Source organism: Tenacibaculum piscium, from assembly GCF_021390715.1.
In the GTDB taxonomy this organism is placed as follows: domain Bacteria; phylum Bacteroidota; class Bacteroidia; order Flavobacteriales; family Flavobacteriaceae; genus Polaribacter; species Polaribacter piscius.
Map to the genome: position 1 here is coordinate 1 of NZ_JAJGWT010000017.1, position 15,305 is coordinate 15,305.

The 15,305-nt window shown below is 31.3% G+C and carries 12 protein-coding genes and 1 rRNA gene; 2 read left to right on the forward strand and 11 right to left on the reverse strand.

The window, feature by feature from the left end:
* Positions 1 to 190 precede the first annotated feature (190 nt).
* Positions 191 to 299: ribosomal RNA gene (gene rrf, locus L0U77_RS11380) — 5S ribosomal RNA — on the forward strand.
* Positions 300 to 828: 529 nt separating this feature from the next.
* Here rrf and L0U77_RS11385 read toward each other — a convergent pair.
* The 11 genes from L0U77_RS11385 to L0U77_RS11435 all read right to left on the reverse strand — a co-directional run bounded on the left by L0U77_RS11385 (position 829) and on the right by L0U77_RS11435 (position 12,368).
* Positions 829 to 1,464, reverse strand: coding sequence for a carbonic anhydrase family protein (locus tag L0U77_RS11385; RefSeq protein ID WP_101918234.1), 636 nt, complete (start codon positions 1,462 to 1,464; stop codon positions 829 to 831).
* Positions 1,465 to 1,469: 5 nt separating this feature from the next.
* Positions 1,470 to 3,338 (reverse strand): SulP family inorganic anion transporter, encoded by a 1,869-nt coding sequence (locus L0U77_RS11390; RefSeq protein ID WP_233901224.1) that lies wholly within the window; start codon positions 3,336 to 3,338, stop codon positions 1,470 to 1,472.
* Positions 3,339 to 3,487: 149 nt separating this feature from the next.
* Positions 3,488 to 3,922 carry a hypothetical protein gene (locus tag L0U77_RS11395; protein WP_233901225.1) on the reverse strand — a complete coding sequence of 145 codons (435 nt, stop codon included), beginning with the start codon at positions 3,920 to 3,922 and terminating at the stop codon, positions 3,488 to 3,490.
* 71 nt (positions 3,923 to 3,993) lie between these two features.
* Positions 3,994 to 4,749: a tetratricopeptide repeat protein gene (locus L0U77_RS11400; RefSeq protein ID WP_233901226.1), complete on the reverse strand. Its 756-nt coding sequence runs from the start codon at positions 4,747 to 4,749 to the stop codon at positions 3,994 to 3,996.
* A gap of 10 nt (positions 4,750 to 4,759) precedes the next feature.
* The gene (locus L0U77_RS11405) at positions 4,760 to 6,556 is read right to left on the reverse strand and encodes a BatD family protein (protein WP_233901227.1); all 1,797 of its coding nucleotides are present in this window, start codon (positions 6,554 to 6,556) and stop codon (positions 4,760 to 4,762) included.
* A 67-nt stretch (positions 6,557 to 6,623) separates the two neighbouring features.
* Positions 6,624 to 7,391, reverse strand: a complete 768-nt coding sequence (locus L0U77_RS11410; protein ID WP_233901228.1) for a tetratricopeptide repeat protein — start codon at positions 7,389 to 7,391, stop codon at positions 6,624 to 6,626.
* A 16-nt stretch (positions 7,392 to 7,407) separates the two neighbouring features.
* A complete protein-coding gene (locus tag L0U77_RS11415) occupies positions 7,408 to 8,451 on the reverse strand; it encodes a VWA domain-containing protein (protein WP_193699555.1) in 1,044 nt (347 codons plus the stop codon).
* A gap of 1 nt (position 8,452) precedes the next feature.
* On the reverse strand, positions 8,453 to 9,457 hold the full coding sequence (locus L0U77_RS11420; protein ID WP_233896764.1) for a vWA domain-containing protein: 1,005 nt from the start codon (positions 9,455 to 9,457) through the stop codon (positions 8,453 to 8,455).
* Positions 9,447 to 10,373: a BatD family protein gene (locus tag L0U77_RS11425; RefSeq protein ID WP_233896765.1), complete on the reverse strand. Its 927-nt coding sequence runs from the start codon at positions 10,371 to 10,373 to the stop codon at positions 9,447 to 9,449. The genes L0U77_RS11420 and L0U77_RS11425 overlap by 11 nt, the downstream gene beginning before the upstream one ends.
* Before the next feature lie 73 nt (positions 10,374 to 10,446).
* A complete protein-coding gene (locus L0U77_RS11430) occupies positions 10,447 to 11,310 on the reverse strand; it encodes a DUF58 domain-containing protein (RefSeq protein WP_233885472.1) in 864 nt (287 codons plus the stop codon).
* A gap of 68 nt (positions 11,311 to 11,378) precedes the next feature.
* Positions 11,379 to 12,368, reverse strand: coding sequence for an AAA family ATPase (locus L0U77_RS11435; RefSeq protein ID WP_101918205.1), 990 nt, complete (start codon positions 12,366 to 12,368; stop codon positions 11,379 to 11,381).
* Positions 12,369 to 12,560: 192 nt separating this feature from the next.
* On the opposite strand from L0U77_RS11435, the gene L0U77_RS11440 reads away from it, so the two are divergent.
* Positions 12,561 to 15,200: a TonB-dependent receptor gene (locus L0U77_RS11440; protein ID WP_233901229.1), complete on the forward strand. Its 2,640-nt coding sequence runs from the start codon at positions 12,561 to 12,563 to the stop codon at positions 15,198 to 15,200.
* Positions 15,201 to 15,305 lie beyond the last annotated feature (105 nt).

Here is a 15,305-nt window from a genome sequence, read left to right on the forward strand (position 1 = left end):
TGTAGAAGTCTTGCGCTCGAAAGAGCGCAAGCACCAACTCTTTTGATTATTTACGATATAATTTTTACCAATATGTTAACTTATACAGTTGAAATATACTGAAACATTTTAAGGTGATTATCGCAATGGGGCTCACCTCTTTCCATCCCGAATATGTTAACTTATACAGTTGAAATATACTGAAACATTTTAAGGTGATTATCGCAATGGGGCTCACCTCTTTCCATCCCGAACAGAGAAGTTAAGCCCATTTGCGCCGATGGTACTGCCAATGGTGGGAGAGTAGGTCGTTGCCTTTCTTTGAAACCTCAATCTATAAAGATTGAGGTTTTTTTTTGTGCTAAACTGAAAGAAATGATTAAAGCTCTTTTTTAATCTATAAACATCATACTGAATTTATTTTAGCATCGTAAAAACTATGGAAAATGGCAAATGAGGATGTGAAACTGAAATAAATTCAGGTTGACGGATTCGATTTCTTATTTTTCTCTGATATTTTTTTCAGATAAAATTTAAAACAGACTCTAATAATTACTACTACACGTTTACCTATCTGTTAAAAAGATTCTTTGAAATGACTGGATTTCATAAATAAAAACTAATTTATGAATTTACCAAAACTAAATAAATAGACTTAGCCCTGATTGAAGCAATTGTTTGAGCTCTTTTTTTGATTTTTCTTCAAAAAAAAGCGAGTGCGGAAAGCAGGTAATAGCTTCAAATAAAAAATAAACTATTCTTGTATCCTACAAAATAATCCTATAAAACAAAAAAAACCCTAAACAATAATGTAATTGTTTAGGGGAAATAATTTTAATAGCAAGTGTATTATAACATACTTACTTTTCCACTGCTAATATGATAAACGCCACCAACAATCTTAATTTCGCCGTTTTGCTCCATTTCTTTTAAAATAGGACTCTTTTCTCTAATTCGATCAATAGTTAATTTTACATTGTTTTCAATCGTTTTATTCAAAAATTCAGTATTAGATGAATTATATTCTCCTGAAATTTCAGACTCAGACTTTTTAACTGCCGGCTGAATATTCGATAACATCGAGGTAATATTACCTAACTCAACATGATCACACGCCGCCTTTACAGCTCCACAACTTTCATGTCCTAACACAAAAACTAACTTACTTCCTGCAACTTTACAAGAATATTCCATACTTCCTAAAATATCCGTGTTCTCAAAATTTCCAGCAACTCTAGCTACAAAAATATCACCAATAGTCTGATCAAAAATTAACTCAACAGGAACTCGAGAATCAATACAAGAAAGAACAATAGCTTTAGGATGCTGACTATCTGTGGTTTGAGTGATTAATGCTTTATGGTCAATGCTATGAACTTCATCTCTTATAAAACGAGAATTACCCTCAATAAAATCTTGTAACACAATCATTGGTGTTAATTTATCTTGAGCATCTTTGGTTATTGCTTTATTTCTGTATGGCATATTTTTTAGTTTTTAAATTCATCTTTTATATTTTCTTTTACCCATCTTACACACGAATCAAATGATGTAAATATGTGCTCTCGTGGAATGAAATCAGGAATGATATCAATTCTTTCCATCATGTATTTTGGTTGTTCTAGTAGATTCACAAATAAAACATCTATATTTTTAGTTTTTAAATCTTGTAACATATCTTCCATAGCGTACAATCCTGATTGATCCATATATTGCATTCTCCCTAAACGCATAATTACTGTTGAAGCTGTATCTGGAATTTGCAATGAAAGTGCTTGAAAATTACTGGTAGAACCAAAAAATAATGGCCCTTTAATATGTTTGATAAAAACTTCTTCCTTTAAATTTTGAGGGAAATTTATTTCATCTTCCCAAGCTTCTTCATTTAATGATTTTACATCAGAACGTTCTGAAGTTAAATCACCAATTTTTTTCATAAACATTAAAGAAGCGATAATTAAACCTATTCCAACCGCATATACTAAGTTCCAAAAAGTAGAAAGTAACATAACAACAAGCATAATAATTACTTCTGAGCTAATTTTAAAAGGACCTATTTTAGCATCACGAGGTAAAAAAGGAATTGCTTTTAAACCTTTGTAATCCATCACTCCGATACCGACGGTAATTAAAATACCCGCTAATACTGCCGCAGGAATCATAGAAGCAATAGGACCTAATCCTAATAAAACAACTAATAACATTACACCAGCAACCATCCCCGATAACTTAGTTTTACCGCCAGAATTGATATTTACAACCGTACGAATTGTAGCTCCAGCTCCAGGAAGTCCTCCAAAAATAGCAGCAATACTATTTCCAATTCCCTGACCAATCAATTCTTTATTTGGTTTATGTTTTGTTTTGGTCATATTATCGGCAACTACTGATGTTAATAAGGAATCAATCGCTCCTAATAATGATAATGTTAATGCCGTAAAAATATAAGGAGTTATGCTTGATAAACTAAAACTAGTAAAAATTCCTAAATTTGGAATTGGAAATCCTCCAGGAATTTCTTCAATAGGACGATAATTTAAACCAAAACCTAAGGCAATACCTGTCATCACGACTAAAGCAACAAGTGTACTTGGTACTGCTGTGGTAATTTTTTTAAATCCGTAGATTATAAAAATAGTTCCTAAAGCGAGGATTAACTCTAGCCAATTAATATTTTCTAAAGCTCTTGGTAATACTTTTATCGTTCCTAAAACTCCTGAAGCTTCTTTTCCTGCAAGGGTTTTACTTTCCTTTAAAATATCAGCTTGTGTTGTTTTTTCAGATCGATTAATGGTTTCTTTAAAGTTTTCTAGTACCAAAATACCTTGACCAGCTTCATCTTTTAAGATGTTTTCTAAGATTAATTCTTCGGCTTGTGGTTTAAATTGCGCGACGAATTGAGTATCTTCTTTCGCATAATAACCAACTGCTGGTAAAATTTGTGTTACTAAAATGATAACTCCAATAGCGGTCATAAAACCAGAAACTACGGGATATGGAATATAGCGAATATATTTACCGAGTCCTAAAACTCCTAAGGCGATTTGAAACAATCCTGCAAGCAAAAACACGGTTAAAATAGCGGGTAATGCTTTGGATACATCTCCATCATTACTAGCGATAATACCAGCAATAATAATCATACTTACAGCAGTCATAGGAGCTGTTGGTCCTGAAATTTGAGTATCAGTACCTCCAAATAGTGCGGCAAAAAATGAAATAAAAATAGCTCCATATAAACCAGCACTTGGCCCTAAACCAGAAGAAACCCCGAATGCTAACGCTAATGGAAGGGCTACAATTCCAGCAGTAATACCACCAAATAAATCTCCTTTAAAATTTGAGAATAATTTTTTCATAAGTTAAATGTAATAAATTGTTTTATCTTTTTTAAAGCTTTAAAAAAATAAGCTAAAAAAAGATTTTAAAATGTTTGCAACCTGCACAAAATAGATTGCTTATATAAGGGTAAATATAAGAAAATTAGATACTTGTAAAATATAAAATTTTATAGAAATTCGGGAGGCTGTGTAGTAAGTTCTAAGTATTGAATACTATATTTTTTGAAGATGGCACTATAATTATTGCTTGCTTTATTTTGATAAAAATGATAGTTTGTAACTAAAATTTGATTAATTTCTTGATGTTCGTCTAATTCTTTTTCAAGTTCATTTTCTAATTGATTCTCGAGTTGATTTTCAGACTTATTGTCATTTTTATCGTTACTTTTATTTTGATTTTCTTCTTGATTTTGATGTCTTAGTTTCTCTTTAGGATCCGTATTATTAATCTTTAATTGAGAATCGGTAAGAGAATTTTCGAGAGAATTTTCAAAGGTATTATCTAGTACTTGTAAGTTATTGGCAATACAAGAAACACCTTTAAGTATTAAAAATACCAAAAGAAAATAGTTAAAATAATTGTGTTTTAATTGTTTTGTCATTGCCCTACACTAGGATTGCTAAAATACCGAAATTTAAACTTTTTATGTTATTTTTTATCTTGTTTTTTATGTTATAATTGTTTTATTTTTTTGGCTACTACCCAACCAGTTTTTCCGTCTGCTAGTTTAATTTTATTCCAAGAATCTACGGTATCTAAAATTTGAACTTTTGTTCCTTCATGCAATATAAATAATTGTTCGGCATCCTGTGTAGGTGCATTTTTAACGTCAATTTTTTCTGAAAAAATAATAGCTTCCAGCATGTTTTTGGTTTGGTTATATTGCTGATATGTAATAAGTAAACAACTAATCAACAGTAAAAAAGAAATGATGCTACTAGTAAAAAATAGCTTTTTTTTAGTCGGATTTCCAGAAAAATAATATCCTAAAAAAAGCATCGCCATTAAAAAAGAAAAGATAATTGTGAAGAATGCCCAAGTATTATAGTTAAATTTTTGCAAGAAATTTTCATTTATTTTTTCATTTAAAGAACTTGGTAATTTTTCAATTCTATCCAAGGTGAGTTTTTTTGCGATACTTAAATTATTTTGTGCATCTTGATGTAGCGGATTTAACTGCAATGCTTTTTCATAATTATAAATTGCGGGTGCGACTTTATGCAATTTGTAGTAGGCGTTTGCGAGGTTAAAATATACATCTGCCGATACATTTTGTGTTTTTTCGATATCTTGATATAATTTTATAGCCTCTGTATAATTGCCCTTTTTATAGGAATTATTTGCGTTAATAAAAAGTTCTTCAGCAGTTTGTGCTAGCAGAATATTTGTTATTAAAAACAATAATAATACGCTAAATTGTTTCATCATAACTTATTATTTATTTATTATTTTGGTTGCTTAATTGCTTGTCTAATAGGGTAATAATTTCTATTGCTTTTTCGTATTCTTCGGTCATTTGTAGGTTTGTGATTGGCGTATATCGTGCAAAATCACAATCGGTTAAAACAGTTGTAAAGCGTTGAATTGTGGCTGTATCCACTTTTTTTTCTTGAAGTAATGTTGTTATTTTATCATTATTAATATCAGATGTTTCAATTTTTAATTTGGCTTTTAAGAAGTTGTGCAAAGCATTTTCCAGTGCTTCATAAAAGGTTTCTTTGTTTCCGAGTTCTTTTTTTGCTTCGGATAAATATTTTTTAGCTAATCTATCGGCTTTACGTTGTTTATTTCCTGAAAAATCTTGTAATTGTTTTTCTTTTTTCTTGCTGATAAAAATAGCGATAGGCATACTTATAATCGGCAATAACAGCAATACATAAAACCAAAAAGATTTAAAAAAGTTTTTATTTTTTATTGTTTGAAAGTTTGTAGAAGTTTGAATATATTTAAAATCATCGCCTATAATTTGAACTTCTTTTTTTAGATTATTGCTTGATTTTTCAGAAATTGCTAGGGTTTTCCCTTCTAAAACGTCGACAAAAATATCTTTTGTGGTAATTGTTTTATAGGTTTTTTCTTTAGGGTTAAAGTAAGAAAAACTTGTTTTAGGGATTTTATATTTTCCTTTATATTCAGGAACTACGGTATATTTATCGGTAATTTTCCCTGTTAATCCGTTAGCGGTGATGCGCACATTTTCTTTTCTTTCAGGTTGATATACTTCAAGTTCTTTGGGTGTTATTATTTCTGGGATTTCAAATAATTTGAGATTTCCATTTCCGCTAACGGTTACATTTATTTCTGCGGATTCGTTTGCTTTTAGGGTATTTTTATTCAGTGCAATATCAAAGGAGAATGTTCCGACAGCTCCTGTAAAATTTTCAGGTTTATTGGCAATAGGCAATGATTTTGCTTGTATTGTTTTTTTAGCGGATGAAAATTCTCGTTGAATTTGTTTGGTGATTACGTTTCCAAAAAAGTCGGCACGTCCTGTTGGAACGGCTACAATAATATCCATTTTCATTGGATCAATTGTTAAGCGACCTTCTTTTGTTGGGACTAAAAGTGCTTTATGTAATGTTGCATATCGATAATTTTCGCCGTTATATAGTCCTGTTTTTACTTCAGGATTATTGGTTTTAATTTCTTGATTCCAGAAGCCATTATACTGCGGATTTTGTGTAATTGCATTGTCATAAATTCCTACATTTTGGCTAAAATACAGGCGATATTCTACATAAATTGCTTCACCAACATAGGGTTGTGATTTTGATATTTGAGCAACTAAATGAATATTTTGTTGTGCAATATAATTTGGATCATTCGGATTTTTAGGAATAGCACTTGCTTTTAGCACAATAATTTTGATGGGTTTTGATTGAATTATTTCGCCATCAATTTCAATACTTGCTGCTGGAATATTAAATTCACCTTCTTTTTTGGGTTGAATAATATAGGTATATGTTTTATTAAAGCTTCGTTTTCCGTTAATCCAGGATTGACTTACCGATTGACTTGGTCCTCCTACGATTTTAAAATTTTTAAAATTGGGTGGTTTAAAATTATCAGCACCTTGTTTACTGATTGAAAAATCGAGTCTTAATCGCTGATTCACGCCTAATTTATTTTTACTCACACTTGCTTTCAAAACATTTTTTTGTGTGTCTTGTGCATTAATTGTGTGTGTTATAAAACAGCATAGCAGTAGTAGTAGGATGTATAATTTTAACTTCATATTTATTTTCAAAAAATGTAAAATTAGTAAGTGTTTAAAATCAGAAATATATAGTGTAATAGGTGTATTACCAATCTTTTTCTTGTTTTATTTTTCTTCCTTTTGCTTTTTTGGCGTTCATTTTCTTTTGTGTTTTTTTCTCTTCATTGTTCAAGCTTTCGAGTAATTGTTTCATTTGTTCTGGCGACATTTTTGCTTGATTTGGTTTTGATTTTTGGTCTTTTTTATCTTGATTTTCTGGATTTTCTTTTTTGTCGTCGCTTTTTTTATCGTCTTTTTTATCTTTATTTTTTTGGTCGTCTTTTTTGTCTTGATCGCCGTTTTTCTTATTATCTTTCTTATTATTTTTATCGTCTTTTTTATCTTTATTTTGTTGTTCTTTTTTAAGATTTTTTTGAGCGACGGCTAAATTATACCTTGTTTCATCATCTTTTGGATTTTTACGCAAGGCATTTTTGTAGGCATTTACGGCTTGTTGATATTGTTTTTGTTCGAGCATTGCATTTCCGATATTATGATATGCGTTTGCTTTTTCAAATTTATCGGAAGCTGTTTTTGTGGTAACTTCAAATTGGGTTACAGCTTCTTTATATTTTTTTTGTTGATAGAGTGTGTTCCCAAAATTGTAACTTGCTTTTTTGTAGTTACTATTTTTGTCTAAGGCTTTTCGATATAGAATGCTTGCTTGTTCGAATTTTTCTTTGTTGTATAATTTATTTCCTTGACGCAATAAAGTTCTGGCTTCTCGTTGTAATTTCAGGGTATCTATTTGCGCTGTTATTTTTACAGATACCAGAAATAAGCTGATTAATAGAATATTTTTGAATGTTTTCATTTTGATAAACTAGCTTCTAGGTTTCTTTTTCGTTGAATAAATCTGCTTTTTTGATCCATTTTGTTTTTCTTTCAAGCAAGAATAAATCGATACTTAAAAATAGCAATCCAATTGCTAAAAACCATTGAAATTGGTCTTTATAATCGGAAAATTGTTTGGTTTCAAATTCACTTTTTTGAGCGTTTGTTATAATTTTTTCGATAGCTTTCACAGGGTTTTCGGTTCTGTTTCCGTCTATATATTTTCCATTGGAAGCGCTTGCGATTCCTTTTAAAACGTCTTCATTTCGTTTTGTAATAACAGTTTGTCCTTTGTTATCTTTTTTATATCCGATAAGCGAGCCATTTACTTTGATAGGAATTGGCGCTCCTTTTTGAGTTCCAACCCCGATGGTATATATTTTCACGCCATCATTTGCAATATTTTGGGCAATTTGTTTTGTTTCTTCTTGATGATCTTCTCCATCAGAAATTATAATTAAAAATCGGTTTGTTTGTTCGTCGTTATTGTAGTATGTTTTGGCTAAATTTAATGCTTGATTAATTGCTGTTCCTTGGCTTGAAACCATATCAGGATTGGCATTTTGTAAAAACATTTTAGCGGCTGCATGGTCGGTTGTGATGGGTAATAATGGATATGCATTTCCAGCATATACAATAATTCCGACTCTATCGCTTCCAAGTTTATCGATAATTTTATCAATAATTTGTTTTGATTTTTCCAATCTATTTGGGGCAATATCTTCAGCGAGCATACTTTTGGAAACATCTAAGGCAAAAACGACATCTACGCCTTCTCTTTTTACGGTTTTTAGTTTTGTTCCCATTTTTGGATTTACTAATGAGATAATTAAAAAAGAGATTCCAACGAGTAAAAAAATCAATTTTAAAACAGCTTTAAAGTTAGAAGAGTTTGGTGCTATTTTCGCTAACATTTTAGCGTTTGTAAATTTTTTTTGCGTTTGTTTTTTCCACCATAAAGCTGATAAAAAAGTAATAATTATCAGAGGAATACTTGCAAAAAGGTAAAAATATATAGGTTCTTCTAGTTGATATAACATTTTATATAAAACTTTTAAATAGGGTATTTTTCAATAGGAATTCGAGTAGTAAAAGTGCACCTGCGATTAGTACTAATAGTCGATATTTTTCGGTATAATTATAGTATTTAAATTCTTCTATTTTTGTTTTTTCTAGTTTATCAATTTCGCTATAAATTGCTTTTAGTTTAGCGTTATCGGTTGCTCTAAAATACTTTCCATCGGTTTGTTTGGCGATGTGTTTGAGTAATTTTTCATCAATTTCTACTTGTTGATTTCTAAAAGAAATTTCTCCAGTTCTTGGGTCTTTAGCCCAAGGAAACGGTGCCATTCCATTGGTTCCAATTCCGATAGTATATACTTTTATGTTATTTCCTTTAGCGAGTTCTGTGGCTGTTTTTGGATCTACAAATCCTGCATTATTTACGCCATCGGTTAAAAGAATGATTACTTTACTTTTTGCGTTGCTTTCTTTGAGTCGATTTACAGCTGATCCAAGTCCCATTCCGATGGCTGTTCCACCTTCTAATTGTCCCCATTTGATTTCAGAAAGTGTTCTTTTTATGATTGATTTATCACTGGTAATGGGTGTTTTCGTAAAGCTTTCTCCAGCATAAGCGACAATTCCTATTCGGTCATTTGGTCGGCTATTTACAAATTCGATGGCTACTTTTTTAAGTGCTTCTAATCGGTTTGGTTTGAGGTCTTTTGCCAACATACTTGCCGATACATCGATTGCCATGACAATATCAATTCCTTTATTTGATTTTGTTTTTTTGCTCACAGCTATATTTCTTGGTCTTGCCAAAGCGATAATCAAACACGTTAAAGCGGTTAATCGCACTAAATATAAAAGCGGTTTTAATTTGGGTAAAATTTGAGTATTTACTTTAAAACCTTTTACGCTAGATATCGTTAATTGTGCGGTATCTTTTTTTCGAGTATAGAAATTCCAAAAAGCGAACAACGGTATTAATAGTAGCAACCATAAAAATTCAGGACTATAAAATTCAAAATTATTCCACATCTTCTTCTGCGATTTCTTTTTTAGGTTTTAAATTATCGATGATATTTTCAGCATCTTTTCGGTCTTGTTCAATTTGGTGTGCAATAGGTTTCGATTTTGCAAATTTCACTAAATCAGATTCTTCTAATAATTTTTTTAATGTATGAATGGTTTTATCATCGGTTTGAATTGAATTGATATTTTTAAAATCATTTAAAACGCTGATTAATTCGTTTGTAGTTACTTCTAGCGCTGGAATTTTCAATTCTTTTTCGATATAGTTTCGTACGATTTCGGTTAATTCGCTATAATATTTTTTAGTTTGATTATTTTGCCATAATAATTTTTCATCTAGTTCGTGTAATTTTTGAACGGCTTCTTGATAGGCAGGAATTTCAGGCTGATAATTTTCTTCAGGAAGTATTTTTTTCTTTCTACTTCTAAAATAATAAATACTACTTGCGATTAAAAGTAAGGCAATAATTGCCCACCAGATATAGTGTTTAAAATCATTATATTGATACGGTTCTTTTAGGATACTTTTTATCGGGAATTTTTTAATTTTTGTAGTATCGACAGCAATTGTAGCGACATTAACAAGCAGACTATCGGTTAAATAGGCTTGATTTTTAATGAAAATTTGTTGTTGTGGAATGTAAAAAGCACCGCTATCAAAACCTGTTAAAATATATTTTTTGACTAGTTTATTATTGATATTCGTTATTTTTACAGAATCAACAATTTCGAGTCCTTTTAAGTTTTCTAGTTTCGGAATGATAACATTTTCTGTTTCATTGACTGAAATTTTATATTGAAATTGTTCACCAATACGGATGTTTGTGGTATCAATTTCAACGTGTATTTTGTTGGATTGTGCAATGGCAACATTATAAATCAGTAAGAATATATAAAATAATTTTGATATTTTAGTTTTCATTTTACGCAATCATATTATTTAAGATAGTATTTTAAAATAGTATTTTGATGTTATCAATTTAAAATAGGCAATTTTATTTTTGTTTAAAATAGCCTAATAATTTTTTGACATAATTTTCATCAACTCGAGTATTGATAGTTCCTGCACCGCTTTTTTTAAAGGATGTTTCAAAATAATCTGCTAATCGTAAAGCGTTTGCTTTGTATTGATTCCGCACTGATTTGGCACTTGTATTCACTAAAAAAGTTTCGCCAGTTTCGGCGTCTGTCATGGGCACCATTCCTAGATTAGGAATTTCGGCATCATGTTTATCGTACACACGAATTCCTGTTAGGTCGTGTTTATTTCCCACTAATTTCAGTGTTTTTTGATACGTATCATCTAAGAAATCAGAAAGCACAAAAACAATAGCTTTCTTTTTGATTACGTTGGATAAAAATTTTAAAGCTTCTTGAATATTTGTTTGTTTACTTTCGGGTTTAAATTCGATTAATTCCCTAATAATTCTTAAAACGTGGCTTTTTCCTTTTTTGGGTGGAATATAAAGTTCCATTTTATCAGAAAACAGGATTAACCCGACATTATCGTTATTTTGAATGGCAGAAAAGGCGAGTGTTGCAGCTATTTCTGTTAGGGTATCTTTTTTAAATTGATGTGAAGTACCGAAAGATTCTGAGCCAGAAACATCAACTAAAAGCATCATTGTTAGTTCTCTTTCTTCTTCAAAAACTTTGATATGTGGTTCATTATAGCGTGCGGTTACATTCCAATCAATGGCTTTTACATCGTCTCCGTATTGATATTTTCGCACTTCGGAAAAGGTCATTCCACGTCCTTTGAAGGTGGAATGATATTCTCCGCCAAAAATATGATTTGACAAACGACGTGTTTTTATTTCTATTTTACGAACTTTTTTTAACAATTCTTTCGTGTCCATCGTGTCTATTCTATTTTTCGTATGTTTCGGTGTCTTTTTTAAGGATTTAATTTGATAAAACCATAAAATTAAGGCACTTGTACTTCATTAATTATCGATGCAATAATATCAAGTGATGTAATATTTTCAGCTTCTGCTTCGTAGGTAATTCCGATTCTATGACGTAATACATCATTTACAATTGCTCGAACATCTTCGGGTATTACATAGCCTCTTCTTTTGATAAAAGCATAACATTTTGCTGCTTTAGCTAAGTTAATACTTCCACGAGGCGACGCTCCAAAACTAATTAATGGTTTTAATTTTTCTAAATTATATCTTTCAGGATAACGGGTTGCAAATACAATGTCAAGAATATATTTTTCAATTTTTTCATCCATATATACTTCGTTGACAATCTCTCTAGCTTTTATAATTTCTTCGAGAGAAATTACAGGATTTACGGTTCCAAAAGTTCCGTTTAAGTTCTGACGCATAATTATTTGTTCGTCTTCAAGCTTTGGATAATCAATTACTGTTTTTAGCATAAAACGGTCCATTTGTGCTTCGGGAAGTGGATATGTTCCTTCTTGTTCTACGGGGTTTTGCGTTGCCATTACAAGGAATGGTTCTTGTAATTTAAAGGTAGTATCTCCAATGGTAATTTGACGTTCTTGCATTGCTTCTAATAATGCCGATTGCACTTTTGCGGGCGCACGGTTAATTTCATCGGCAAGCACAAAGTTCGCAAAAATAGGACCTTTTTTGATAGTGAAATCATTTTCTTTTACGTTGTAAATCATGGTACCGACAATATCTGCGGGTAATAAATCGGGCGTAAACTGTACACGACTAAAACTACCTTGTACGGCTTTTGATAACGTATTGATAGCGAGTGTTTTTGCAAGACCAGGAACTCCTTCTAGTAAAATATGTCCATTTCCAAGAAGTCCGATAAGTAAGCGATCAATCATATGTTTTTGACCAACGATTACTTTGTTCATTTCGTTTGTTAATATGTCAACAAAAGCACTTTCTCTTGCTACTTTTTCATTAATAGCTCTTACATCTACATCCATAGTAATTGAAATATGATTATAATTTATGAAACAAAGCTACAATAATAAGGAAATAATAGCTGTTAAAATATGGTTAAAGCTAAAAACTATACAGATGTTGTATAATTATTAATTTTAAAACAGATAAATAATTTTTTGTAGTTGTTTATCTTAAAAAAATAGTATTATTGTGAAAAAATTAACTTTTTTAATATGAATAAAAGAATTACGTTGCCACGCTATTTAAAAGCACAAAAACTACAAATTTTCAGTTGTTTTTTATTGATGTTTTTTACTTCTATAGCATCAATTATTGGACAAACGATTAAAGGAAAGGTGGTTGATCAAAGTGGACTTGGAATTCCTTTTGTAAGCGTTTTAAAACAAGACACCGTAAACGGAGTAAGTACTAATGAGCAAGGAGAATTTTCATTAGATGTTGAAAAAATGCCTATTAGCTTGGTTTTTTCATCGGTGGGATTTACCACATTAACCAAAAAAATCACTAAAAACACCTATATAACAGTTATTTTAAAAGAAGGAAATGTTTTAAATGAAATTATTTTAACAGGAAATCGTTCAAAACCACGAACAATTTTAGATTCAGCTGTACCAATCGACAATGTAAGTGTACGAGAATTACAAGCAACAGGGCAAACAAATATTGACCAAATGTTAATGTATGCAATTCCGTCTTATAATGCGAGTAGCCAAACCGTTTCAGATGGAACAGCCCATTTTGATCCAGCCGATTTAAGAGGTTTAGGACCAAGTAGAACCTTGGTTTTAGTAAACGGAAAACGTAAAAATCAAAGTGCTTTGGTCTATGTAAACGATACACCTGGAAAAGGTGAAGTTGGGGTAGATATGAAAAGTATTCCAACCACAGCCATTGAACGAGTAGAGGTTTTACGAGATGGCGCATCGGCACAATACGGTTCAGATGCGGTTGCGGGAGTTATCAATATTATTTTAAAGAAAAACATCAAATTTACACAGGTAAATTTTACGTCAGGAATAACCAGTAAAGCCGATGGAGCAAATGCTTCCTTAGATGCAAATCATACGTTTACTTTTGGTGAAGGCGGCTTTGTAAATGCGTCGCTTGATTTGAGTTATCAAGATAAAACAAACAGAGCTGGCGAACCAGGAAAAGATGATTTATTTGAAGTAAATAATCAATGGACAAAAGACAATCCTGCTTTAGGAATGACTATCGGACAGGCAGAAATGAAAAAAGCGGCAATTTTTTTAAATGCCGAATATCCTTTAAATGAAAATACCAAATTATATGCTTTTGGAGGTTTTAACGCTAGGCAAGGAACAAGTTTTGCTTTGTATCGTCCGCCATATTGGATTACCAATGATTTTGGTTTATTAACACCAAAAGGAAAAACATACACAGGTTTTCAACCTACTTTTGAAACAGGAATTCAAGATGTTTTACTTACCGCAGGAAGCAAATTTAAGTTAGGCGAATTTAATGCCGATGCAAGTGCGAGTTACGGTAAAAACTCGGTAGATTACACCATCGGAAACACCATTAATGTCGATTTAGGCGCAAAAAGCCCTACTTCTTTTGATGCAGGAGCCTATGCTTTTAGCAATATTATTGGAAATTTTGACGTAAGCCGTTCATTTGGAACTGTAAGTGTCGGCTTTGGATTTGAAGGTCGTCAAGAAAAATTTGAAGTTATTCAAGGAGAAGAAGCTTCTTATTATAAAAGTGGCGCACAATCTTTTCCAGGATTACAACCAAGCAATGCTTTAAGCGAAACAAGAACAAATATTGGCGGATACACTACTTTAGACTGGGATATTTCAGATGATTTTTTAATTGGAGGAGCCGTTCGTTATGAAGATTATTCAGATTTTGGCGGAAACACTTCTTGGAAAGTGAACTCAAGATATAAATTAGGAAGCGCAATCGTTTTACGAGCATCTTACGGAACAGGATTTAGAGCGCCCTCATTACACCAAGTATATTTAAGCAATGTACAAACCTTAATTTCTGATGGAAAAATTTCTAACCAAGGAACTTTTAACAATGTAAGTTCTGTAATTAAAGACTTAGGCGTTGCTTCATTATTTGCAGAAACATCTAAAAGTATTTCGGCAGGTTTAACAGTAAAAGCAGCTAAAGATTTCACTATTTCGTTAGATTATTACAATGTTAAAGTAGCCGATAGAGTTGTTTTTTCAGGAGAAATTGGCGGGAAAGATGACAACGGAATGCCAAATGCATCCGTGCAAAAAGTATTAGATGAAAATAAGGTAACGAGTATCAAATTTTTTATCAATGCGGCATCTACGAGAACTTCAGGTTTTGATTACACGATGCGTTATAAAAATATTGATTTTGCCTCAGGGAAATTAGCTTTAAATTTAGCTTTAAACGTGAATAAAACCAAATTAGAAGGCGAAGTAAAAACACCGACTAAATTATCAAATTATAAAACGGCTATTTTTAATAGAAAAGAGCAATCAAGAATTATTAGCGCCCGACCAAACACGAAAGTTTCTTTTGGAACAAATTATAAATTAGATAAATTTAATGCCACCATAAACAACACGTATTTTGGCGAAGTAACTTGGCAACACGCTTCAGATGCTCAAAAAGACCAAACCTTTGGTGGTAAAGTTTTAACTGATTTATCTTTAGGATATGAGTTTTCTAAAGTAATTTCATTAACAGCACAAGTAAATAATTTATTCAACATTTACCCAGACACTATTGACACAAAAGGCGATGTGGTAACAAATTTAGGCGGTCGTTTTAAATATCCTTGGGAAGTAAATCAGTTTGGATTTAGCGGAACAATTTTTAAAGCAGGCGTAACTTTCAAGTTTTAGAACTTATTTAAATTAAGATTTTATATATATGTAAAAAGCACCTTTTTTAAAGGTGCTTTTTACATATATATAAAATCTTAATTTAAATAAGTTCTAAAACTTGAA

What these genes read in the sequence shown, in the direction of transcription:
- L0U77_RS11415 (WP_193699555.1), bottom strand. Translation starts at nt 8,451, where the DNA reads ATGTTATATCAACTAGAAGAACCTATATATTTTTACCTTTTTGCAAGT.
- L0U77_RS11420 (WP_233896764.1), bottom strand. Translation starts at nt 9,457, where the DNA reads ATGTGGAATAATTTTGAATTTTATAGTCCTGAATTTTTATGGTTGCTA.
- L0U77_RS11385 (WP_101918234.1), bottom strand. Translation starts at nt 1,464, where the DNA reads ATGCCATACAGAAATAAAGCAATAACCAAAGATGCTCAAGATAAATTA.
- L0U77_RS11405 (WP_233901227.1), bottom strand. Translation starts at nt 6,556, where the DNA reads ATGAAGTTAAAATTATACATCCTACTACTACTGCTATGCTGTTTTATA.
- L0U77_RS11395 (WP_233901225.1), bottom strand. Translation starts at nt 3,922, where the DNA reads ATGACAAAACAATTAAAACACAATTATTTTAACTATTTTCTTTTGGTA.
- L0U77_RS11425 (WP_233896765.1), bottom strand. Translation starts at nt 10,373, where the DNA reads ATGAAAACTAAAATATCAAAATTATTTTATATATTCTTACTGATTTAT.
- L0U77_RS11390 (WP_233901224.1), bottom strand. Translation starts at nt 3,338, where the DNA reads ATGAAAAAATTATTCTCAAATTTTAAAGGAGATTTATTTGGTGGTATT.
- L0U77_RS11435 (WP_101918205.1), bottom strand. Translation starts at nt 12,368, where the DNA reads ATGGATGTAGATGTAAGAGCTATTAATGAAAAAGTAGCAAGAGAAAGT.
- L0U77_RS11430 (WP_233885472.1), bottom strand. Translation starts at nt 11,310, where the DNA reads ATGGACACGAAAGAATTGTTAAAAAAAGTTCGTAAAATAGAAATAAAA.
- L0U77_RS11440 (WP_233901229.1), top strand. Translation starts at nt 12,561, where the DNA reads ATGAATAAAAGAATTACGTTGCCACGCTATTTAAAAGCACAAAAACTA.
- L0U77_RS11410 (WP_233901228.1), bottom strand. Translation starts at nt 7,391, where the DNA reads ATGAAAACATTCAAAAATATTCTATTAATCAGCTTATTTCTGGTATCT.
- L0U77_RS11400 (WP_233901226.1), bottom strand. Translation starts at nt 4,749, where the DNA reads ATGATGAAACAATTTAGCGTATTATTATTGTTTTTAATAACAAATATT.